Source organism: Streptomyces sp. GbtcB6 (assembly GCF_019091475.1).
Lineage (GTDB): Bacteria > Actinomycetota > Actinomycetes > Streptomycetales > Streptomycetaceae > Streptomyces > Streptomyces hyaluromycini.
This window is the reverse complement of the sequence record NZ_JAGXJL010000005.1, coordinates 38,710-60,771: the sequence shown is the minus strand read 5'-3', so window position 1 is coordinate 60,771 and position 22,062 is coordinate 38,710. Positions and strand designations below refer to the sequence as shown.

Sequence of the window (22,062 nt, the reverse complement as noted above, 5' to 3'; positions counted from 1 at the left end):
TCGGAAGGGCTGTATACGAAGCGGGAAACTCCAGGTGACCGCCCGTGTATGGAACCTCGGGAGCGCAGCGCAGTGTCATTGCACACAGTCCTCGCAGGGACCGAGGAGGAACCAGACATATGAGTTCTCTGCTGCTCCTGACCAACGCCCTCCAGCCATCGACGGAGGTGCTGCCGGCCCTCGGCCTGCTCCTGCACAACGTGCGGGTCGCACCGGCCGAAGGGCCCGCACTCGTCGACACCCCCGGTGCCGACGTCATCCTGATCGACGGCCGCCGTGACCTCCCGCAGGTCCGCAGCCTCTGCCAGCTGCTCCGCTCGACCGGCCCCGGCTGTCCGCTCATCCTCGTCGTCACCGAGGGCGGGCTCGCCGCCGTCACCGCCGACTGGGGCATCGACGACGTACTCCTCGACACCGCGGGTCCCGCCGAGGTCGAGGCCCGGCTGCGGCTCGCCATGGGCCGGCAGCAGATCGTCAACGACGACTCTCCCATGGAGATCCGCAACGGCGACCTGTCGGTCGACGAGGCGACGTACAGCGCGAAGCTGAAGGGACGGGTCCTCGACCTCACCTTCAAGGAGTTCGAGCTGCTGAAATACCTCGCCCAGCACCCCGGCCGGGTGTTCACTCGCGCACAGCTGCTCCAGGAGGTCTGGGGGTACGACTACTTCGGCGGCACCCGGACCGTCGACGTACACGTACGACGGCTGCGCGCCAAGCTCGGCGTCGAGCACGAGTCCTTGATCGGAACCGTCCGGAACGTCGGTTATCGATTCGTTACGCCGGAGAAGGGCGACCGGCTCAGCGACGAGGCAAGGGCGAAGGCGGAGCTCGCAAAGGCGGAGGATGCGGACGCATCGGCGGCCCTGGACGCGGTCGAGGTGCCCACGGAGGCATAGTCGTCGTCCGGGCGAGGCATGGGCGTCGCCCGGACGGGGCATTGCTTCCGCAAGCGAAGCTTCGATACGCCCTGCCCAGAGCGGGTCCATCCGCGTAGACTCCGCGCGTGGCCAAGGTGACTCGGGATGATGTGGCGCGGCTGGCGGGGACTTCCACCGCCGTTGTCAGCTATGTCATCAACAACGGACCCCGGCCGGTCGCCCCGGCCACGCGCGAGCGTGTCCTCGCGGCGATCAAGGAACTGGGGTATCGCCCCGACCGGGTCGCCCAGGCGATGGCCTCGCGGCGCACCGACCTCATAGGCCTCATCATCCCGGACGCCCGCCAGCCGTTCTTCGGCGAGATGGCGCACGCGGTCGAGCAGGCCGCGTCCGAGCGCGGAAAGATGGTGCTGGTCGGCAACACCGACTACGTCGGCGAGCGCGAGGTCCACTATCTGCGCGCGTTCCTCGGGATGCGGGTCTCGGGCCTCATTCTCGTCTCGCACGCGCTGAACGACCTGGCCGCCGCCGAGATCGAGGCCTGGGACGCCCGGGTGGTGCTGCTGCACGAGCGGCCGGAGGCGATCGACGACGTGGCGGTGGTGACGGACGACCTCGGCGGCGCCCAGCTCGCCGTCCGCCATCTGCTGGAGCACGGCTACGAGTACGTGGCCTGTATGGGCGGCACCGCCGACACCCCGGCCGTCGGCGACCCGGTCTCCGACCACGTCGAGGGCTGGCGCCGGGCCATGGCCGAGGCGGGCCTGCCGACGGAGGGCCGGCTGTTCGAGGCGCCGTACAACCGGTACGACGCGTACAAGGTCGCCCTGGACGTCCTCGCCGGACCGCACCGCCCGCCGGCGATCTTCTGCTCCACCGACGACCAGGCGCTCGGCGTCCTGCGGGCCGCCCGCGAGCTGCGCCTCGACGTGCCCGGGGAGCTGGCGGTGGCCGGCTTCGACGACATCAAGGAGGCGGGTCTTGCGGACCCGCCGCTGACGACGATCGCCTCCGACCGGCCGGCGATGGCCCGGGCGGCGGTGGACCTGGTCCTCGACGACGGTCTGCGGGTGGCGGGGTCGAGGAGGGAACGCCTGAAGACGTTTCCTTCTCGGCTGGTGGTGCGTGCTTCTTGTGGGTGCCGGTAGTACTTCGGCGAACTGTGCGTCGTGGCTGGTCGCGCAGTTCCCCGCGCCCCTGAAGGGGCGCTCACCGCGGCGCCCCTTTCGTTCAGGGGCGCCCGCGCCCACAGGAAACCCTTCATGAAGCCTTTCTGAGAACGCGCCCCGACCTGCGAGAAGCTTCCTTATATCGGGCAAACGCGCTTCTCGCGGCGTTCTCAGCGGGCACTCAGGAGGCTCTCATGGTCGCGGGACAAGCTATTTGTCATGACCGAGAGCTTCCGCCGCAGCGGCGAGTACGAGAACCCGCAGGGTCCCCAGGGTGACGCCTACCAGGGCGCGTACCCCCAGCAGCAGCACGCCTCCTCCCCCGTCAACCCGGAGTGGCCGCCCCCGCCCACCCACCAGCCGGCGCAGCAGCCGGCGGTCGCGGAGCCGGCGGCGGACGGCGGCGGTCAGGGCGGCTACGGCGGCGGTACGGCCGTACTCCCCACCGTCGGCCCCGAAGCGGAGCACCCGGCGGAGCACCCCGCGGAGCACCCGGAGCACTCGGCCCACGCCAAGAAGAAGCGCACCCGGGGCCCGATAGCCCTCCTCGCCGCGGTCGCGATCGTCGCGGCGGCCGTCGGCGGCGGCACCGCGTACGCCTTCCAGGAGCTGACCGGCAAGAACAACGTCGTCTCCAGCAGCACCACCACCAACGTGGTGCCCTCCAGCAAGAAGGGTGACGTCGCCGCGATCGCCGCCGCCGTCAGCCCGAGCGTCGTCGAGGTCAACGCGACCCTCAGCAACGGCACCTCCACCGGTTCCGGCATCATCATCACCAGCGACGGCGAGATCATCACCAACAACCACGTCATCTCCGGCGCCCAGTCGATCAAGGTCTCCACGAGCGACGGCAAGTCGTACACCGCCAAGGTCGTCGGCACCGACAGCTCCAAGGACCTCGCCCTCCTCAAGCTTGAGGGCGCCTCCGGTCTCCAGGTCGCCACCCTCGGCAACTCCGACGGGGTCCAGGTCGGCGACTCGGTCGTGGCGATCGGCTCCCCCGAGGGCCTTACCGGCACCGTCACCAGCGGCATCGTCTCCGCGCTCAACCGGGACGTGACCGTCTCCACCGACGAGGGCCAGCAGGAGCAGCAGCAGGGCAGCGGCGGCAGCGGCCAGTGGCCGTTCTCCTTCGGCGGCCAGCAGTTCAACGGTGACACCGGTTCGTCCACCACGACCTACAAGGCGATCCAGACCGACGCGTCCCTCAACCCCGGCAACTCCGGCGGCGCCCTGATCGACGCCAGCGGCGACATCGTCGGCATCAACTCGGCGATGTACTCGGCCAGTTCGGACTCCTCGTCGTCCTCCTCGGACGCCGGCAGCGTCGGCCTCGGCTTCGCCATCCCGATCAACACCGTCAAGTCCGACCTGGCCAAGCTGCGGGCGGGCTCCACCAGCTGAGCAACGGCACGGCACCAAGAGCAAGGGAGTACGTCATGATCAAGCAGGTTTCGCACACGATGGCCGCCGACAGCCCGGCCGGTTTCAGCCTGGCCCTCGCCGTGGCGTACGAGCTCCACGCCCCGACGGAGGCGCCGGTGGCCCCGACCCCGGCCCCGCGCGCTCCGGAGGTCGCGCCGGCCCCGCAGCTGATGGGGCTCCGTACCTCCGCGGCCCGGCCGCACCAGCGCAAGGTGCCGCTGAGCCGCATGACCCTGGTACGCGGCTAGGGGCGTTCCGTCCCACCAGCGCGCATACCCGACAGCCCGGAAACATGCGAGGCTGAGAGGCGTCCCACCACGAACCACCGCACCCCGATCCATCACACCCCGAGGAAACGCGAGCGATGAGCCCCGCCGATGGCGACCGTGAACCCCAGCGCATCCTGATCGTCGACGACGAGCCGGCCGTACGCGAAGCCCTCCAGCGCAGCCTCGCCTTCGAGGGGTACGAGACCGAGGTCGCGGTCGACGGCGCGGACGCGCTGGAGAAGGCGACCGCCTACAAGCCGGACCTGATCGTCCTCGACATCCAGATGCCCCGCATGGACGGCATGACGGCCGCCCGCCGCATCCGCGGGGCCGGCGACACCACCCCGATCCTGATGCTGACGGCCCGCGACACGGTCGGCGACCGCGTCACCGGGCTCGACGCCGGGGCCGACGACTACCTGGTCAAGCCGTTCGAACTCGACGAACTCTTCGCCCGCATCCGGGCCCTCCTCCGCCGCAGCTCCTACGCGGCGACGCTCTCCGACGGGGCCCAGGAGGACGAGGCCCTGACCTTCGGCGACCTGCGCATGGACCTGGCGACCCGTGAGGTCACCCGCTCCGGCCGCCAGGTCGAGCTGACCCGCACGGAGTTCACGCTCCTGGAGATGTTCATGGCACACCCGCGCCAGGTCCTCACCCGCGAGCAGATCCTCAAGGCCGTCTGGGGCTTCGACTTCGAACCGTCCTCCAACTCCCTCGACGTCTACGTCATGTACCTCCGCCGCAAGACCGAGGCCGGCGGCGAGCCGCGCCTCGTCCACACCGTGCGCGGCGTCGGGTACGTCCTGCGCCAGGGCGGCGCGGAGTGAACAGGCTCGCCCGCCGCTTCCGCAACCTCCCGCTCCGGTCCCGCCTGTCGATGCTGGTCGCGGCGGCGGTGGCGTTCGCGGTGGCGGCGGTTTCGGTGACTTGCTGGTTCATCGTGCAGGGGAAGTTGTACGACCAGCTTCGCAACGACTTGCAGAGGGAACAGCGCGGGCCGGCGATTTACGGGATCCTCAGCAACGCCATCGCCGACTGCTCCGAAACGCCCCAGGACGCCAACAGCTTCCGGACCAACTACGGCCAGGCAGTCACGCTGAACAACAGGGTCTGCCTTCTGCCCGGCTCCACGGGCGAGGTCAAGGTCACTCAGGACGACAAGAACGTCATCAAGGCCGGGGACACCGACACGCTCTACTTCCGTAACGGCACCGACAAGGACGGCAACGCACTGCGCGTGATGACTCAGGTGTTCCCCACCGACACCGGCTCCTACGTCGGACTGGTCACCGCCGTCCCCCTGAAGAGCACCCAGGACACCCTCAAAGACCTCGCCCTGATCCTCCTGCTGGTCTCCGGCGTAGGAGTCCTCGGCGCCGGAGCCGCCGGCCTAGCCGTCGCCCGTGCCGGTCTGCGCCCCGTCGACAAGCTCACCGAAGCGGTCGAGCACGTCGCCCGCACCGAGGACCTGAGCGTCCGTATCCCGGTGGAGGAGGAGTCGGACGACGAGATCGCCCGGCTGTCGCGCTCGTTCAACAGCATGACCAGCTCTCTGGCGAACTCCCGGGAGCTCCAGCAACAGCTCATCGCGGACGCCGGCCACGAACTCCGCACGCCCCTCACCTCGCTCCGTACGAACATCGAACTCCTCACCCGCAGCGAGGAGACCGGCCGCCCGATCCCCCCGGCGGACCGCAAGGCGCTGCTCGCCTCGGTGAAGGCGCAGATGACGGAGTTGGCGTCGCTGATCGGTGACCTCCAGGAGCTGTCCCGCTCGGAGGGGCAGCGCGGTGAGCGCGTGCAGATAGTGGCCCTCCAGGACACGGTCGAGGCGGCCCTGCGCCGCGCCCGCCTGCGCGGCCCGGAGCTGACGATCACGGCGGACGTCCAGCCGTGGTTCGTCCGGGCGGAGCCCTCCGCCCTGGAGCGGGCGATAGTCAACATCCTCGACAACGCGGTGAAGTTCAGCCCGGAGGGCGGCAAGATCGAGGTCACCTTGGACCGCGGCGTCCTCACGGTCCGCGACCACGGCCCGGGCATCCCCGAGGACGAACTCCCCCACGTCTTCGACCGCTTCTGGCGCTCCCCGAGCGCGAGGGCCCTGCCGGGCTCGGGACTGGGTCTGTCGATCGTGGCGCGCACGGTGCAGCAGGCGGGCGGCGACGTGACTCTGGCCCGCGCGAACGGCGGCGGCACGGTGGCGACGGTACGGCTGCCGGGGGCGCCTACGGCTCCTCCAGAGGCGCCGTAGGCGGCTCCTCTCGGACAGCGTCGAGGCGGCTCATGACACCTGCGAGCCGGAGAACGTCGCTGGCAGCGCCCTTCTCCTCCGCTTCAGCGTGCATGAGGCACAGTGCGCGAGAAGCGCCACACACCGACCCGGCCCCCTGTAAGAGAGCGCTCACCCGCGCTTCGGGCCCGTGATCGTCTCCCCGATCACGAAACCCTTGGCAGGACCCTCGGGAACAGTGACCTCGGTACCGTAAGGGACACGGTGGACGTCCTCCCAGTCGGCCTTGTCGGGGCGCGGCCCGGTGAAGAGGGTGACGGCGACCTGGCCGTCGTAGTCGTCGATGATCACGTACACGGGGATGCCGGCGCGGGCGTACTCGCGGCGCTTGCGGACGCGGTCGCGGTCCTGGTTGCGTTTGCCGGGGGAGACCACCTCGACGATGAGGTGCACAGCGTCGGCCCTGACTCCCATGTCGTCCTCGTCACCGCACGGCTCCGTGTCCTCCGGGGCGACGAAGACATCCGGGATCCATGCCTTGCGGTCGTGGATGACATTCCCATCCTGGTAGCAGGCGTACTTGCCTCCGTCCAGGAATTTGTCCAGCGCCCGCCGCAGGCGGTTCGTGATCTGGGCGTGGGTCAGACGACCGGTGGGCGACACCTCGATGGCTCCCTCGATGATCTCAGCGCGGTAGCCCTCGGGGAGTTCCATGGCCTTCCACGCTTGCCACAGGACCTCGTCCAGGTCGGGTCCGTTCGAGAATTCGGCCTGAGCTTCGGACATGGTCTCGGGCCTCTCATGTGCGAGAGCGGGCAAGGTGGCACCTCCTCCTCAAGTGTGGGCTGGGCGTGCCTGCGGCACAAGCAACGCGATCACGGTAGGCAAGGCGACACCGGCGACCTGGCGGGATGACTCCAGATCACCCGTCCGAGCGAAGACGGAGCGGTCCACCAGGGGGTCGCGGTGTGGCTCGGGGACTGGGTGCCCACCGCCGCCTGACGCCTCAGCAAGCGGTCTTATCCTCTCCCCAGTCGCGCACCCGTTCGGTGCGCCTGGTGAGGGGCACGAGACGTGGACGAGGGTGGAGTCGAGCGGGAGTACCGGAGGCGGCGCAAACCGCCCCTGGGTCAGTTCCTCCTACTGGGGCTGATACTGCTGAACGCGCTCATCCAGACCGGCCGGCTCTCCGCCGGCCCCGACGCGAGCAGGTTCCGGTGGGAGCCGCCGTTCATCGTGGTACTGCTGCTCCTGGCGGTCGCGCGGATCGCGCTGGAGCAGTTCCGGGCGCGTACCAGGGTGACGACCGCCGGGATCACCGCGCAGGGGCCGGTGCGTGCGCGGACCTGGGCCTGGTCCGAGGTGTACGACATCCGGGTCGAGCAGGCGCCGCGCGGTTCGGGGCGGATGGCCCCCCAGTGGCTGACCTATCTGTACGACTTCCAAGGCCGCCGCTTCCTGCTGCCGCAGCTCAACGACTGGCAGCTGGACGACCCCTACGCCGAGGTCGCGGAGCTGTGCCTGGCCGCCGCCCCGCACCGCAGCCTCACCTGGGAGCGCCGTCCGGACGTCGAGGAACGGATCCTGCGGGGGGCCATGCGGCGCAGGGCGTGGACGTGGGGGGCGTACGGCGGGATCGGCGTCTTCTTCCTCACGTTCGTGATCGACATCTGGCGGGTCGTCGTGGGGCGTCCGGACCATCCGTTCGTTCTCATGGTGGTCGTGCCACTGGCCTCGGGCGTCGTCCTGAGCGCCGTGCTCCAGTGGTACTGGAGTGCCCGGCCGCCGCGCTCCGGAGTGGCGCAGGGGCCCAACTGACGTCACAGCGCGCGGTCTTATCCTCTTCTCAGCCGCGCACCAGTTCGGTGCGGGCCGAGGAGGGGGGCCTCGATGGGGGAGGCAACAGGCGTGGAGCGCGTGTACCGGAGACGGCGCAGGCTCCCGGGGCGGTACTTCGTGGCGGCGGGCGTGACCGTCGGGGTGGCGCTCCTGCAGGTGTACACGGGCGACAGCGGGCTGCGCAGATGGGGCTCACTGGCGTTCGGGCTGATGCTCGTGGCGGTCCTGGTCATGGTCCCCCTGAACCAGTACCGGGCACACACCCGGGTGACGGCCCACGGCATCACCGCGCAGTGGGCCCTGCGCGGACGGACCTGGTCCTGGCAGGAGGTGTACGACATCCGGGTCGAACGCGCCCCGGGCAAGAACGCCGGGACGACGTATCCGGAGTGGATCACCTACCTGTACGACTTCGAGGGCCGTCGGTTCACGCTCCCGCAGCTCGACAACTGGCAGCTGGACGACCCGTACGCCGAGGTCGCCGACCTCTGTCTGGCCGCCGCCCAGTACCGCGGCCTCGGCTGGACGCGACGCACGGACGTCGAGGAGCGGATCGTACGGCGGACCGCGCGGCGCAAGACGTGGACCGTGGTGACGGCCTTGGCACTGACGGCACTGATCATCGCGGTCGTGCTCGCCGTGAGCCCGGTGTGACCGCCTGCCCGGCAGCCGTAGCCCATCCACATCCCTCACCCAGCCCCGCCACAGCCCCTCGTCACACTTTTGTCAGATGGCGAGTCAGATGGCGAGGAAGATTTTGCTGGCCGACGACGACGCGGCCGTGCGGGACGGGATCAGCCGGCTGCTCAGGTTCGAGGGGTACGAGACGCTCCTCGCCGGGGACGGCAGAGTGGCCCTCGATCTCCTCGGGGCCCCGGACAGCGAGCCCGACCTGGTGCTGATGGACGTGGAGATGCCGGGCCTTGACGGTCTGGCGGCCACGCGGCGGATCCGGGCCTCCGGGTCCACCGTGCCCATCCTCATGATCACCGGGCGGAACGCGGTCGGGGACCGCATCGTCGCCCTCGACAACGGCGCGGACGGGTATCTGGCCAAGCCGTTCGCCGCCGAGGAACTCCTCGCCCGGGTACGGGCGTTGCTGCGGCGCAGTCCGCGGCGGGAGGCGAAGACGGCGGGGGCAGGTGCGGAGCCGGGCGGGGACCGGGTCCTCGGGTACGCCGACGTCTCGATGGACCTGCGGACCCGGACCGTGCACCGCGGGGACCGGGCCCTCGACCTGACCAAGACCGAGTACGCGCTGCTGGAGTTCCTGCTGCGGTGTCCGGGGCGGGTGCTCAGCCGGGAGCGGATCCTGCGGGACGTGTGGGGCTTCGAGTTCGCGCCCGCCTCCAACACGCTGGACGTCTACATCATGTACCTGCGGCGGAAACTGGAGAGCCGCGGCGAACCGCGGCTCATCCACACCGTGCGCGGGATGGGGTACACCCTGCGGACGGCTCCTGTCTCCTGAGCTACCGACGTGGCTACCGACGTAGCTACCACCTGAGGATCATCGTCTCGTCCGGTACCGGCGCCGGTCCCGCCGCGATGGCCTCCGGGAGCGGGTGGGCCAGGGCGGCGTAGGCACCGTCGCGGGCGAGGAGTTCGGCGTGGGTGCCGGCCTCCACCAGGCGGCCGTGGTCGACGACGAGGATGCGGTCGGCGTCGGGGGCCAGGGCGAGGTCATGCGTGATCATGATGGTCGTGCGGCCGGCCATGAGCCTGCGCAGCGGGGCCACGACCTGGCGGGCGGCGATCGCGTCCAGGCCCGCCGTCGGCTCGTCGAGGACGAGGACCGGGGCGGCGCGGAGCATCGCGCGGGCGATGGCGATCCGCTGGAGCTGGCCCCCGGAGAGGGCTGCCGTGCCGGGGGCGATGTGGGTGTCGTAGCCCTCGGGGAGGGCGGCGATGAAGTCGTGGGCGGCGGCGTCCCTGGCCGCCTGCTCGATCTCCTCGTCACTCGCGCCGGGCCGGCCGCACTCGATGTTCTCGCGGACCGTGCCGTTGAGGATCAGCGTCTGCTGCGGGAGCAGGGCGACGTTCTCGCGGAGGAACTCCAGGGGTACGTCGGTGAGCGGGACGCCGTCCAGGCAGATCACGCCGGCCGAGGGGTCGTAGAAGCGGGTGAGGAGCTTGGAGAGGGTGGACTTGCCGGCGCCGCTCTTGCCGGTGACCAGGACCAGTTCGCCGGGGCCCGCCGCGAAGTCGACGTCGCGCAGGGAGGCGCGGCGGGACTCCGGGTAGCGGAAGGAGACGTTGTGGAAGCTGACCCAGCCGCGGACGGGCCAGGGGCCGACCGGCCGGGCGGGGTCGGTGACGGCGGGCTCGGCGTCCAGGATCTCGCTGATGCGCTCGGCGCCCGCGGTGGCCGCGGTGAGGGTGAGGCCGAGCTGGCCGAGGTTGCGGATCGGCGGGTAGAGGTAGCCGAGGAAGGCGGCGAAGGCGAGGAGCTGGCCGAGGGTCATGCGGTCGGCGGAGATCTCCCAGACGCCCAGGCCGATCACGGCGAGCACGCAGAGGGTCTCGACGACCTCGACGAACTGCGCGTACATCTCGCTGAGGCGGGCCCCGCGCACGCTCGCCCGCATCCAGGCGCGGGCTTCGACGTCGAGGCGCTTCTCCTCGTCCCGGCGGCGGTTGTACGCCTGGGTGAGGACGACGTTGCCGAGGGACTCCTCGACCACGGAGGTGATCGCGCCGTCGGCGACCCGCTCGTCCTGGGAGGCCGTCCTGATCCGGCCGGAGAAGCGGCGGGCGGCGAACAGGAACAGGGGCGCGAGGACGAAGGTGGCCAGCGCCAGGTCCCAGCGCAGCCAGAAGGCGGCGGCCGCGTAGAAGACGGCGGAGAAGGCGGCGGCGACGGTGCCGACGACACCGGAGACGACCATCTGCTCGATGGCCTCGACGTCACCGGTGAGGCGTTCCACCAGGTCGCCCTGGCGGTGCTGCTGGAAGAAGTGCGGGGGCAGGTCCTGGACGTGCCGGAAGACCTTGGCGCGCAGGCGCAGCACGAATCTCTCGGCGGTCCAGGTGGCCAGCGAGTTGCCGAGGTAGCCGACGAACGCGCCCACCGCGGCGACCAGCAGCCAGGCGCCGGCCGGGCCCCAGAAGGCGGAGAGCGAACCGGCCTGCAGGGCGTTGTCGGTGAGGTCGGCGAAGAGCAGGATCGCGGCGGTCTCCGCGAGCGCGGACACCACGACGCACGCGATGATCATCCACAGCCACTTGCGGTCGCCGCGGGTCAGCGGCCAGAAGCGGCGGAAGGCCGTACGGGCTTCTCTCATGGTCGGCAACTCCCTTCAGGGGTGTCGGGGGGCTCGGGGGGTCTCGGGGATGGACATGGCCGAGGCGGGGCCACCGGTGCGACCAGGCGTAACCGGTGACCCCGCCTCACGGGGTGCCTCAGTGCTTGTCGCCGACGGGGCGCTTCGGCTCCGGCTTCTTCGGCGCGGGCTTCTTCGGGGCCGGGGCGGGCTTGCGGTGCTTCTTGACGGGGACGATCTTGTGGAAGCTCATGGTGTTCTACCTCTCCGTGGTGACTTCTGCGGTGACTTCTGTCGTGGTTCTGCAACAGTTTCTCTACTGCCCCGCTGCAACAACCTGTGAATTGATTTGAATTACGTCTGTAAATTCTTTGTCAGCGCTCGTCGCCGACCAGGCGGCGCTTCGGAGCCGGCTTCTTCGGCGCGGGCTTCTTCGGGGCCGGAGCGGGCTTGCGGTGCTTCTTGACAGGGACGATCTTGTGGAAGCTCATGAAAATTCCCTCCTCAGGGCTGGTGACTTAGCGGTTGCCCACGGGGCGCTTGGGCTGGGACTTCTTGCAGTCCTTCTTCTTCGGAGCCGGCTTCGGGGCGGGCTTCTCGGCCTTCTTCACCGGGACGATCTTGTGGAAGCTCATGATCTTCTCCTTCGTTCTGTCGTCTGCGCCGTTCGCTTTCGACATGGAAAACATTACGTGACCCGAGACCCGAAGAAAGCCATTTTCACTTAGACCTCGATGAATTGCGGCTGAGATGAATTTTCAGGAGCAACTGGGAACCGGGCACCCCTTCACATAGGTTTTATCCAGCAGATGCAGCAGAAAGGGCCCGGTACGCACGGGTGTGCGTACCGGGCCCTCGGGCGGGGCGGAGACGGGCGACTACTGCACGATCGTGATCCGGTTCGCGGCCGGCGGTGCGAGCGGGGTCGTGGCCGAGGAGTTGGCCGTCAGGTACTGGGCGAGGGCCGACAGGTCGTCGGTGCCGACGAGGTCGCCGGTGCCCTGGCCGAGGGTGGTGAAACCGTCGCCGCCGCCCGCGAGGAAGGAGTTGGTGGCGACGCGGTAGGTGGCGGCCGGGTCTACGGCGGTGCCGTTCAGCTTCACGGAGTCGGTGACGACCCGGTCCGCGCCGGTCTTCGTCAGGTCCAGGGTGTAGGTGAGATTGGCGGACGGCTGGAGGATCTTCGGGGCGGCCGCGTTCACACCGCTCACCTGCTCCTTGAGCACCTGGATCAGCTGCGCGCCGGTGAAGTCCTGGAGGTTCACGGTGTTGGCGAACGGCTGCACGGTGAAGCCCTCGGCGTACGTCACGACGCCGTCGCCCTCACTCCCCTTGGCCGTGTACGTCAGCCCGGCCCGCACCCCGCCCGGGTTCATCAGCGCGAGGTCGGTCCCCGGGTCCAGCTCCTTGCCGTACGCGAACTGGGCGTCGGCGATCAGGTCGCCCATCGGGGACTCGGTGCCGGTGTTGTTCACGTCGGCGGAGATGTAGCCGATGGCGCGGTTGCCGATCGGGGCGGCGAGGGTGTTCCACTTGCTGATCAGCTCGGTCATGTCGGGCGCCTTGGCGACGTCCCGGGTGACCACGTGGTTCGCGGACTGTACGGCCGTACGCGCGATGTCGCCGGTACGGCGGTCGTAGGTCAGCGTGGTGTCGGTGTAGAGGCGGCCGAAGGAGGCGGCGGACGTGACCATGCGGGGGTTGCCGGCCGGGTCGTCGATCGTGCACACGTACGCGGTGTGGGTGTGCCCGGTGACGAGCGCGTCCACGGCCGGGGTCACGTTCTTCGCGATGTCCACGATGGGACCGGAGATGCCGCTGCCGGCGCCCGGCGAGTCGCAGTCGTAGTTGTAGCTGGACGAGGCCGGGAAGCCGCCCTCGTGGACCAGCGCCACGATCGACTGGACGCCCTGGCGCTGGAGCACCTTGGCGTACTTGTTGATGGTCTCGACCTCGTCCTTGAAGGCCAGGCCCTTGACGCCGTCGGCGGAGACGATGCCGGGCGTGCCCTCCAGGGTGACGCCGATGAACCCGATCTTGACGTCCTTCTTCTGCCAGACCCAGTAGGGCTTGAGGATCGGCTTGTCCGTCTTCTCGTCGAGGACGTTGGCCGCCAGGTAGGGGAAGTCGGCGCCCTTGAACTTCTTGCCCGTGTAGCAGCCGTCGGTGGGGTGGCAGCCGCCGTTCTGGAGGCGGGCCAGTTCCCTGGCGCCCTCGTCGAACTCGTGGTTGCCGACCGTCGTCACGTCCAGGTCGAGCTTGTTGAGCGCCTCGATGGTCGGCTCGTCGTGGAAGAGGCCGGAGATGAGCGGGGAGGCGCCGACCATGTCGCCGCCGGCGGCGGTGACGGAGTACGGGTGCCCCTTGCGGGCCTCGCGCAGGTGGGTGGCCAGGTACTCCACGCCACCGGCGTCGATCGTCTTCGTCGTCCCGTCGGCCTGGGCCTCGGTGACCCGTCCCGAGGAGCCGGCCGGCGGCTCCAGGTTGCCGTGCAGGTCGTTGAAGGAGAGCAGCTGGACGTCCTGGTAGCGGCCGGGGTGCTGGTGCCCGTGCCCCTTGCCGGAGTGCGCGCCGGCGGGCAGCGCGCTCGCCAGGGCCGCGGCGGTGGCGAGCCCGGCGGCCGACGCGAGCAGCGCGTAGGTGCGCCGTCTGGAGGGTCTGGACTGCGCTTGCATGGAGCCCCCTGTGGGTCTGCTGAGAAGTGGCCCGGTCCGGCGCAGCCTAGGGTCAACGCGCGTAGCACAACAGGGTGTTCATGGTTACATCTTGGTTTCCGATTGCCCTGCCTTTTACCTTTCTCCGCTGTCCCCACTTTGCCGATCAGGCCCCGTACCCTCGTACGCATGACCAGCGACGACACCGCACGGCCGCCCATGTACTCCCGCTCCATCGACACCTTCTCCGCGCTCACCCCGGATCAGGCCGAGGCCGTAGGGGAACTGCTGGCGGCGGCCGCGCGGGCCGACGGCCAGCAGCCGGTGTCCGAGCAGGGCCGCCTCCAGCTGACCGGCGGCGCCCGGGAGGGCGTCTCGCATCTGCTCCTCTCCGTCGGCGGCGAACTCGTCGGCTACGCCCAGCTGGAGGACACCGACCCGGTGGAGGCGCCGGCCGCGGAACTGGTCGTGCACCCCGATCACCGCGGCCATGGTCACGGCCGCGCGCTGGGCGCCGCCCTGCTGGCCGCGTCCGGCAAGCGGCTGCGGGTGTGGGCGCACGGCGGCCACTCGGCGGCCCGCCACCTGGCGCAGGTCCTCGGCCTGACCCTGTTCCGCGAACTGCGCCAGATGCGCCGCCCGTTGACGGACCTGGACCTGCCGGACCCGAAGCTGCCCGAGGGCGTCACCGTCCGTACCTTCGTGCCCGGCCGGGACGACGCGGCCTGGCTGTCCGTCAACGCCGCGGCCTTCGCCCACCACCCGGAACAGGGCTCGCTCACCCAGCGCGACCTGGACGACCGCAAGGCCCAGCCCTGGTTCGACCCGGCCGGCTTCTTCCTCGCGGAACGCGGCGGCGAACTCCTCGGCTTCCACTGGACGAAGGTCCACGACGCGGAACGCCTGGGCGAGGTCTACGTCCTCGGCGTCTCCCCCGCCGCCCAGGGCGGCGGCCTCGGCAAGTCCCTCACCACGATCGGCCTGCGCCACCTGGCCGGCCGCGGCCTGCCGACGGCGATGCTGTACGTCGACGCCGACAACACGGCGGCGGTGGCGGTCTACGAACGGCTGGGCTTCACGACCCACGAGACGGACCTGATGTACCGGACGGAGACCTGAGGGTCCCTCACCGGCCCGGCGGCCGCCTGCGGTTGACCAGGTAGGCGGACCTGCCGAGCACGGCGACGGCGACCGCCGCGGCGAGCGCCTTGACCAGGGGTCCGGCACCGCCCGCCAGGGTGGCCGCGGCGAGGAGCAGGACCACGGCCGCCGAGAGCCAGGGCATCGCCCTTTCGAGCGGCCCACCGTCGCGCAAGGGGTTCTCCATGCCCGTCTCCTCGCCTCGCCCGCCCCGGCAGGTGCCGCCTCCGTCCAGCCCCATCATGCCCCCGTCAGCGCGCGTCAGCCCCCCGTCAGCCCGCCTGGCAGTCGTCCGGTCCCTTCGGCACCTTCACGCCGAGCAGGCGGGCCGCCTCGGCCGTCGTCGTGTGCGGTGAGACCAGCTCCTGCCAGTGGGCTTTCACCCGGGCCGCCACCGTGTCGTGCGGCTCCCGGAACAGCTCCCGTACGACCTCGGTCTGCTGGGCCGAGACGGACATGCTGCCGCCGTCCGAGGTGAGGACCGCGGCAGGGCCGCTGAGGCTGTCGTCGATGCGGAGGTGGCGGAAGGTGTCCGTGGGGGTGGGGTCGGTGGCCAGGGCCAGCCACATCGTCGTCACCACGCGGGCGTCGCACATGTCCAGGGAGGCGTGTTCGCTGCCCGCGACCAGGACCCGGGCGACCCCGACGGCGAACTCGGGGACCCGGTTGCCGCCCCACTGGGTGCCGACGGTGACCGTGCCGGGGGTGGAGCTGGTCGGGAGGGTGGCGTCCGCGGTCAGGTCGATGATCTCCTGGATGCGCTGGCGGACGGTGAGCCGGGTCATGGCCGCGTCGCCGCCCGCCTCGGCCTGCACCCGGTGCACCACTCCGGCCCAGTCGACCGTCCAGCCCTTCCAGTCCGGGTACGCGCAGTACCGGGAGCCGGCGCGCTCGACGCACGTCTGGTACCTCGCCGGGTGGTCCGCCTCCGCCTTCCGCGCGGCCTGCAGACCGGCGGAGTCCCCCGGTGCCTGACCGGCCGCACCGGCCACCGCGGCCGCCAGGGCCACGGCCGTCGCCGCCTTCAGGACCCGCGCCCGGCCGCCGGCCACCCACATCGCCGCGCACACCAGCAGCACCGTGAGCCCCACCAGATACAGCGCGTGCCAGCCCGCCGGGCGGCCCAGCAGTTCGCCTGGGACCGGGGTGCCGCCGTTCTCCAGCACCACCGGCCACAGCCAGTGCACGCCGTGGGTGCCCGAACCGCCGGGCAGCAGGATGGTGACGAACCCGAGGGCGAGGAGGATGAGCAGCGGGGCCGCCGGGTGGGGCAGGACACGGGCCAGCAGCACGCCGAGCGCGCCGGCGAGCAGGACGGTCAGCGGGGCCACCGCCAGTTCGAAGAGCGAGCCGTGGCCGACCGCGCCCGGCCGCAGCGCCGACCAGGCGAACTGGAGGTCGACGACCAGGGCCATGCCGACGGCGAAGGGCACGACGGACAGGGCGTGGGCGAGCGTACGGCGCGCGGGCGCCATCGCCAGCACCCCGAACTGCTCCTCCAGGCCCCGCCGCCGGTCGAGCAGCGCCGCCCGGTGCACGCACACCAGCAGGGCGACGGCGAACAGTTCCGGGCCGCCCTGGGTGGTGCGGTCCACGTCGTGCAGGACCGGATAGGCGTCCATGCCCTCGTCCCGGCCGAACAGGCCGTACCCGACGTAGGCGAGGTACAGCAGGCCGAAGACCAGCAGCGGGATCTGGAGGAGGAGCTGGCGGGCCTCGAAGACGGCCAGGGCGAAGACGGACGCGGACGCGGTGTCGCGGTCCCGGTCGTGGTCCGCGGGCACGGCGGGCTCCGGCTTCGTCGCGAGTGTCGTCGTCATGCCGCCACCTCGGCCTCGGCCACGTCGAGGACCAGCAGATAGCCGTCCTCCAGGGTCGGTTCGAGCAGGTCGGCGCCGGTGGGCGGGTCGCCGACGTTGCGGAAGGTGCCGGTGCCGGTGCGCCAGCCGGCCCGGGCGCCCGGGGCGCGTTCGGTGCTGCTCCACACGCGTCCGGCCGCGCGGGCGGTCAGCCCGGCCGGCGTGCCGTCGTACCGGACCCGGCCCTCGGCGAGCACGATCACCCGGTTGCAGAGCATCGCCACGTCCTCGGTCTGGTGGGTGGACAGCAGAACCGTGCGGTCCTCGCCCGCCTCCGCGATCAACTCCCGGAACCGCATGCGCTGTTCGGGGTCGAGTCCGACCGTCGGCTCGTCCAGGACGAGGAACCGGGGGCCGCCGACGAGCGCGGCGGCCAGCGCGACCCGCTGCCGCATCCCGCCGGAGAGCCGCTTGATCCGCCTGCCGCGCACGTCGGCCAGGCCGACCTGGTCGAGGACGCGCCGTACCTCGCGATGGCGGCCGCCCCGGTCGGTGAGCTCCTTGAGGATGGCGACGTAGTCGACGAACTCGAAGGCCGTGAAGTCCGGGTGGAAGCCGGGGGTCTGCGGGAGGTAGCCGAGCGTGCGGCGGACCGCGAGCCGGCCGGCCGGCGTGGCCGGGTCCTCGCCGTGCACCGTGAAGGCGCCGGCGTCCGGCGGTACGGCGGTGGCCAGGACCTTCAACAGGGTCGTCTTTCCGGCGCCGTTGGGACCGAGCAGGCCCGTGACGCCGTCCGTCAGCGACAGGGTGACGCCGTCGAGCGCCGGGGTGCCGCCGTAGCGCACGGTGAGGCCGGCGGCGGAGACAGTGGTGTTCACGTGGGACTCCAGCGATCAGTAGGGCTTGGCGTCGAAGCGGTCCCGCACCTGGTGCAGCAGGACCGTCGCCAGCGCGGCGAGAGCGGCGGCCACCGACTGGCCGGCCGTGGTGAAGGCGACCGGCGTGTGCGCCGGGTGCATCGCCGCCACCGCCATCAGGGCCGTCCACGCCCCGCCGACCAGTCCGGGCCCGAGCAGCGGGCCCAGCCGGACGGAGAGGGCGAGGCCCGCCGCGGTGAGCGCGAGGGCGGGCAGCAGCCAGCCGAAGGCGAGCAGGCCGTAGCCCGGCAGGGCCAGCGCGGCCAGGCAGTTGAGGCCGAGGGAGGCGGTCAGCGCGGCCACCGTGCGGATCATCAGCAGCCGGAAGCCGTGCGTCGGGGCGACCGCGGCGATCTCGTACGTCGGGTCGAGGACCGGTCCGTACGACAGGGCCACCGCGGCGAGCGGGAGCAGCGGGGCGAGGGCCAGGAACAGGGCCGGGGCGTCCACCGCGTGCACCACGAGGACCGTCGCCGCCAGCACGAACGCCACCGACGCCAGCCAGGAGCGGCGCAGCACCGGGGTCGCGGTGAGCAGCCGTGCGGTGGCCTCGCCGACGCCGACGCGGGCCAGGAGCCGTTCGCCCAGGCCCGGCCGCGGCGCGTCCAGTTCGGCGTCGAGCCGCTCCCAGCCCGCGTCCAGCGCGACCGGGTCGGACACCGACGCGAGCACCGCACGGCAGTCGGTGCAGGAGCCGACGTGGGTGTCGGCCGACCACAGCAGCGGCGGCGCCAGCTCGCCGCGCGCGTACGCCCGCAGATCCTCTTCGGACACATGCCAGGTCATGCCAACTCCTCCCGCAGCTGCTTGCGCGCCCGCATCGCGCGTGTCTTGACCGTCCCCGGCGGGATGCCGAGCAGGACCGCCGCCTCGCGGGTGGTCAGCCCGTCGATCACCGTCGCCTGGAGCACCGCCCGCAGTTCGGGCGAGAGCCGGACCAGGGCCCCGGCGAGGTCCCCGTGCTCCACCCCCGCGAGCACGCGTTCCTCCGCCGAGGCCTCGTCCCGGTGCCGCAGCCGGGCCAGCGCCTGCCGCAGCCGGCCGCGGGCCCCGTCGCCGCGCAGCGCGTCGACCAGCCGCCGCGACCCGATCCGCCACAGCCACCCGGCGGCGTCGGCGTTCTCGACGTCCTCGCGGTACCGGGCGGTCCCCCGCCACACCGCGAGGAACGTCTCCTGCACGACGTCGTCGACGACCGCCGGATCCGCGCACCGGCCGCGCAGCCGCGCGGCCAGCCACGGCGCGTACCGCCGGTACAGCTCCTCGAAGGCGCGCCGGTCCGCATCCGCCGCGATCGCCCGCAGCAGCTCCCCGTCGCTTCTCGTTCCGCTCACGTCTCCTCATCGCACGAGCCCGGCCGACCGGTTCACGGAACCGGCCTTGACTTTCCGAACAATCTTGCACCACCCTTTCACTACTCAATTAGTGAAAGGGTGGTTGTACGGGTGGTCGAGTACCGCATCGACCGGCGCTCCGGCGTCGCCACCTACGTCCAGATCGTCCAGCAGACCAAGCAGGCCCTGCGCCTGGGGCACCTCCAGCCGGGAGACAAGCTGCCCACCGCCCGCGAGGTGGTCGAGGCCACCGCCATCAACCCCAACACCGTCCTGAAGGCCTACCGGGAGCTGGAGCGCGAGGGCCTGGTGGAGGCCCGGCGCGGCCTCGGCACCTTCGTGAAGCGCTCGCTCGGCACCGCCCCGGCCGCCGAGTCCCCCCTGCACGGGGAGCTGGACGACTGGGCCGCCCGGGCCCGCGCGGCCGGCCTGGACCGGGACGACGTGGCCGCACTCTTCACCGCCGTACTCGACAAGCACTTCGCCGTGCACGAAAAGCACCTGCAAGGAGAGAGTTCATGACCGACACCGCGATAGCGGCGTCCGCGCTCGGCAAGCAGTTCGGCCGGCGCGGGGGCTGGGCGCTGCGCGACTGCACCTTCCGGCTGCCCGCCGGGCGGGTCTGTGCCGTCGTCGGCCCCAACGGGGCGGGCAAGTCCACGCTCCTCGCGCTGGCCGCCGGTCTGCTGGGCACCACCGAGGGCGAGCTGACCGTCCTCGGCACCACCCCGGCCGAGGCCCGCCCCCGGGTCGGCTACATCGCCCAGGACAAGCCGCTGTACCCGCAGCTCACGGTCGCCGAGACGCTCCGGATGGGCGCCGACCTCAACCCCGGGCGCTGGGACGCGGCCGCCGCCGAACGCATCGTGGCCGCCGGCGACCTGGACCCGAAGTCCCGGATCCGCACCCTCTCCGGCGGCCAGCGCACCCGGGTCGCACTCGCCCTCGCCCTCGGCAAGCAGCCCGAACTGCTGCTCCTCGACGAGCCGATGGCCGACCTCGACCCGCTGGCCCGGCACCAGCTGATGGGCGTGCTGATGGTGCAGGCAGCCCAGCACGGCACCACCATCGCGATGTCCTCGCACGTGGTCGCCGAACTGGAGGACTCCTGCGACCACCTGCTGCTGATCGGCGGCGGCCGGGTCCGGCTGGCCGGCGAGATCGACGACCTGCTGGCCGCCCACACCCGCGTCGGCGCCACCGCCGACACCGACCTCGGCGCCCACACCGTCGTCGAGTCCCGGACCACCGGCCGCCAGCTCAGCGCGCTGATCCGCCCGGCCGGACCGCTGCCGGACGACTGGCGCACCGCCGCCCCCACCCTGGAGGACCTGGTCCTCGCCCATCTGCGCAACCCCGAGGCCCCGGCCCTGACCGAGGTGGAGGCCACCGTATGACCACCCTGACCGCACTCGCGCCGGCCCCCCGGGCCCACCTCACCCGCTGGCTGCTGCGCCTGCACCGCCCCGCGCTGTACGTATGGGCGGGCCTGGTGCTCGCCGCCGCCGTCCTGCTCCTCCTCCTGCACGGCCCGCTGGCCGACGCGGCGGCCGACGCCTGGCACCAGTACGACAGCTGCACGGACTGGCGGAACTGTACGTACGACCAGAACGCGATCCTGCGCTACAAGGACTGGTACAACTACGCCACCCTGGCCGTGGCCGCGGTGCCCCTCCTGGCGGCCGCCTGGGCGGGCGGCGCGTTCGGCAAGGAGCTGGAGTCCGGCACCGCCAAGCTCGCCTGGACCCAGTCCAGCACCCCCGTGCGCTGGCTGGCAGTCCGGCTCGCGGTACCCGCCGCGGCCGTCGCCGCCGGCACCGCGCTGCTGGTCTGGCTGCACCATCTGGCCTGGGCCGCGGGCAACGACCGCATCGACACCGCCAAGCAGTGGTACGACGTCTGGACCTTCCACACCAACGGCCCCACCCTCGTCGCCCTGGCCCTGTGCGGTCTGGCCGCGGGCGCGCTGACGGGCCTGCTGTCCCGCCGTACCCTGCCCGGCCTGGGCCTCGGCCTGCTCCTCACCGGCGCGGTCTGGACCGCCACCCAGCTGCTCATGCCTCGCCTCTGGCCGACGCGGACCAGCACCGGAAAGGCCTTCTTCGCCCTCCCCAACAGCTCCTGGACGGTACGGACGGGCAAGCACGCCGAAGTCCCCTACGGCGACTACCACCCCGCCTCGCACTACTGGCCGCTCCAGCTGACCACCACGGCCCTGCTCCTCGCCGTGACGGCCCTGCTGACCCTGGGCTGCTTCCTGGCGCTGCGCCGCCTGACCGGGAAGACGACCGCCTGATGACCGCCCTGTCCGCCGCTCCCCCGGCCCCGCACCGCTCCCTGAGCAGACTGCACCGCGCGGCGCTGCTCGTGTGGGCCGCGTTCGTGCTGCTGGTGGCGGGCTGGCTGCTCTGGCTGCACCTCTCGGAGGTGCCGGCCGAGCGGACCTGCCAGAGCTTCTTCGCCTACTCCCCCATGGGCGGCCACCCACGCACCTGCGACTATTCGGCGTTCACCGACGCCAACAACCTCTTCAACGTCCTCGGCGAGGTACTCAGCTACTCCTGCGTCGCCGTCGCCGCCTGGGCGGGCGGCGCGCTGGTCGGCCGCGAGCTGGAGTCCGGCACCGCGAAGCTCGCCTGGACCCAGTCCGTGTCCCCGGCCCGCTGGCTGGCCGGGAAGCTGACCGCGGCCGCCGTACCGCTGGCCGCCGGGGGCGGGCTGGCGGCGCTGGTCTTCGGCTGGGTGTGGAGCTCCGACAGGAAGTGGCTGGTCAGCAACTGGACCTACGACCGCGTCTTCATCCCGCGCGGCCCGCTGCTGCCGGCCCTGCTCCTGCTCGGCCTCGCCGTCGGCGCGCTCGCCGGGATCGCGCTGCGCCGCGCCCTCCCGGCACTCGGCACGGCCGCCGCCGCGACCCTCCTGACCAGGCTGTACCTGCGCGAGGCGTGGAAGCCGCTGCGCGGCCCGCTGCACGGCTTCTGGGCGGTGCATCTCAGCGCCACCGCGATGGTGCTCGCACTCGCGGCCGCGGCCGCCGCTGGCGCGTTCTGCATCTTGCGCCACCAGGCCCGCTGAGGGACCGTCGGTCCCGCGCGTCCCCCTGTCGGCGGAAGGACGCGCGGGGCGGGTGAGAAGGTCG

General features: G+C 71.6%; 22 protein-coding genes. 14 read left to right on the top strand and 8 right to left on the bottom strand.

What is annotated here, in order from left to right; genetic code table 11:
- Positions 1-119 precede the first annotated feature (119 nt).
- The 6 genes from KVT45_RS10565 to KVT45_RS10540 all read left to right on the top strand — a co-directional run bounded on the left by KVT45_RS10565 (position 120) and on the right by KVT45_RS10540 (position 5,998).
- Positions 120-899 carry a response regulator transcription factor gene (locus KVT45_RS10565; protein WP_217546290.1) on the top strand — a complete coding sequence of 260 codons (780 nt, stop codon included), beginning with the start codon at positions 120-122 and terminating at the stop codon, positions 897-899.
- Between the two features lie 107 nt (positions 900-1,006).
- Entirely contained in the window at positions 1,007-2,029 is a 1,023-nt protein-coding gene (locus KVT45_RS10560) for a LacI family DNA-binding transcriptional regulator (protein ID WP_217546288.1), read from the top strand.
- Between the two features lie 240 nt (positions 2,030-2,269).
- Complete coding sequence (locus tag KVT45_RS10555) at positions 2,270-3,454, top strand: S1C family serine protease (RefSeq protein WP_217546287.1); 1,185 nt, start codon at positions 2,270-2,272, stop codon at positions 3,452-3,454.
- Between the two features lie 35 nt (positions 3,455-3,489).
- Entirely contained in the window at positions 3,490-3,723 is a 234-nt protein-coding gene (locus KVT45_RS10550; RefSeq protein WP_217546285.1) for a hypothetical protein, read from the top strand.
- A gap of 116 nt (positions 3,724-3,839) precedes the next feature.
- Positions 3,840-4,574: a response regulator transcription factor gene (locus KVT45_RS10545; protein ID WP_217546283.1), complete on the top strand. Its 735-nt coding sequence runs from the start codon at positions 3,840-3,842 to the stop codon at positions 4,572-4,574.
- Positions 4,571-5,998 (top strand): HAMP domain-containing sensor histidine kinase, encoded by a 1,428-nt coding sequence (locus KVT45_RS10540; RefSeq protein WP_217546281.1) that lies wholly within the window; start codon positions 4,571-4,573, stop codon positions 5,996-5,998. Before KVT45_RS10545 ends, KVT45_RS10540 begins: the two co-directional genes overlap by 4 nt.
- Before the next feature lie 150 nt (positions 5,999-6,148).
- On the opposite strand, the gene KVT45_RS10535 is transcribed toward KVT45_RS10540, so the two are convergent.
- Positions 6,149-6,763, bottom strand: coding sequence for a Uma2 family endonuclease (locus KVT45_RS10535; RefSeq protein WP_217546279.1), 615 nt, complete (start codon positions 6,761-6,763; stop codon positions 6,149-6,151).
- A 288-nt stretch (positions 6,764-7,051) separates the two neighbouring features.
- Here KVT45_RS10535 and KVT45_RS10530 point away from each other — a divergent pair, with 288 nt between their 5' ends.
- From KVT45_RS10530 to KVT45_RS10520, 3 genes are all read left to right on the top strand, one after another.
- Positions 7,052-7,795 carry a PH domain-containing protein gene (locus tag KVT45_RS10530; protein ID WP_217546277.1) on the top strand — a complete coding sequence of 248 codons (744 nt, stop codon included), beginning with the start codon at positions 7,052-7,054 and terminating at the stop codon, positions 7,793-7,795.
- A gap of 72 nt (positions 7,796-7,867) precedes the next feature.
- On the top strand, positions 7,868-8,470 hold the full coding sequence (locus tag KVT45_RS10525; protein ID WP_217546276.1) for a PH domain-containing protein: 603 nt from the start codon (positions 7,868-7,870) through the stop codon (positions 8,468-8,470).
- An 88-nt stretch (positions 8,471-8,558) separates the two neighbouring features.
- Complete coding sequence (locus tag KVT45_RS10520; protein ID WP_217546274.1) at positions 8,559-9,287, top strand: response regulator transcription factor; 729 nt, start codon at positions 8,559-8,561, stop codon at positions 9,285-9,287.
- A gap of 25 nt (positions 9,288-9,312) precedes the next feature.
- On the opposite strand, the gene KVT45_RS10515 is transcribed toward KVT45_RS10520, so the two are convergent.
- Together KVT45_RS10515 and KVT45_RS10510 are read right to left on the bottom strand one after the other, a co-directional pair.
- Positions 9,313-11,100 carry an ABC transporter ATP-binding protein gene (locus KVT45_RS10515; protein ID WP_217546272.1) on the bottom strand — a complete coding sequence of 596 codons (1,788 nt, stop codon included), beginning with the start codon at positions 11,098-11,100 and terminating at the stop codon, positions 9,313-9,315.
- A gap of 857 nt (positions 11,101-11,957) precedes the next feature.
- On the bottom strand, positions 11,958-13,754 hold the full coding sequence (locus KVT45_RS10510) for a bifunctional UDP-sugar hydrolase/5'-nucleotidase (protein ID WP_217546271.1): 1,797 nt from the start codon (positions 13,752-13,754) through the stop codon (positions 11,958-11,960).
- Positions 13,755-13,922: 168 nt separating this feature from the next.
- Here KVT45_RS10510 and mshD point away from each other — a divergent pair, with 168 nt between their 5' ends.
- Positions 13,923-14,852, top strand: coding sequence for a mycothiol synthase (gene mshD, locus KVT45_RS10505; protein WP_217546269.1), 930 nt, complete (start codon positions 13,923-13,925; stop codon positions 14,850-14,852).
- A gap of 7 nt (positions 14,853-14,859) precedes the next feature.
- Here mshD and KVT45_RS10500 read toward each other — a convergent pair whose 3' ends face one another.
- The 5 genes from KVT45_RS10500 to KVT45_RS10480 all read right to left on the bottom strand — a co-directional run bounded on the left by KVT45_RS10500 (position 14,860) and on the right by KVT45_RS10480 (position 18,923).
- Positions 14,860-15,060, bottom strand: coding sequence for a hypothetical protein (locus KVT45_RS10500; RefSeq protein WP_217546268.1), 201 nt, complete (start codon positions 15,058-15,060; stop codon positions 14,860-14,862).
- Between the two features lie 85 nt (positions 15,061-15,145).
- Positions 15,146-16,693 (bottom strand): ABC transporter permease, encoded by a 1,548-nt coding sequence (locus KVT45_RS10495; protein ID WP_217546266.1) that lies wholly within the window; start codon positions 16,691-16,693, stop codon positions 15,146-15,148.
- Positions 16,690-17,550, bottom strand: a complete 861-nt coding sequence (locus KVT45_RS10490) for an ABC transporter ATP-binding protein (protein WP_217546264.1) — start codon at positions 17,548-17,550, stop codon at positions 16,690-16,692. Before KVT45_RS10490 ends, KVT45_RS10495 begins: the two co-directional genes overlap by 4 nt.
- 15 nt (positions 17,551-17,565) lie before the next feature.
- On the bottom strand, positions 17,566-18,375 hold the full coding sequence (locus KVT45_RS10485) for a zf-HC2 domain-containing protein (RefSeq protein ID WP_217546262.1): 810 nt from the start codon (positions 18,373-18,375) through the stop codon (positions 17,566-17,568).
- Complete coding sequence (locus KVT45_RS10480) at positions 18,372-18,923, bottom strand: RNA polymerase sigma factor (RefSeq protein WP_217546261.1); 552 nt, start codon at positions 18,921-18,923, stop codon at positions 18,372-18,374. Before KVT45_RS10480 ends, KVT45_RS10485 begins: the two co-directional genes overlap by 4 nt.
- A gap of 111 nt (positions 18,924-19,034) precedes the next feature.
- On the opposite strand from KVT45_RS10480, the gene KVT45_RS10475 reads away from it, so the two are divergent.
- Genes KVT45_RS10475 through KVT45_RS10460 form a run of 4 tightly spaced genes read left to right on the top strand, consistent with a single transcriptional unit; the run spans position 19,035 to position 21,998 of the window.
- A complete protein-coding gene (locus KVT45_RS10475; protein ID WP_217546259.1) occupies positions 19,035-19,445 on the top strand; it encodes a GntR family transcriptional regulator in 411 nt (136 codons plus the stop codon).
- Positions 19,442-20,320, top strand: a complete 879-nt coding sequence (locus tag KVT45_RS10470; protein ID WP_217546258.1) for an ATP-binding cassette domain-containing protein — start codon at positions 19,442-19,444, stop codon at positions 20,318-20,320. The genes KVT45_RS10475 and KVT45_RS10470 overlap by 4 nt, the downstream gene beginning before the upstream one ends.
- Positions 20,317-21,219, top strand: a complete 903-nt coding sequence (locus KVT45_RS10465) for an ABC transporter permease (protein ID WP_217546256.1) — start codon at positions 20,317-20,319, stop codon at positions 21,217-21,219. Before KVT45_RS10470 ends, KVT45_RS10465 begins: the two co-directional genes overlap by 4 nt.
- Entirely contained in the window at positions 21,219-21,998 is a 780-nt protein-coding gene (locus tag KVT45_RS10460) for a hypothetical protein (RefSeq protein ID WP_217546254.1), read from the top strand. The genes KVT45_RS10465 and KVT45_RS10460 overlap by 1 nt, the downstream gene beginning before the upstream one ends.
- Positions 21,999-22,062: the final 64 nt, after the last annotated feature.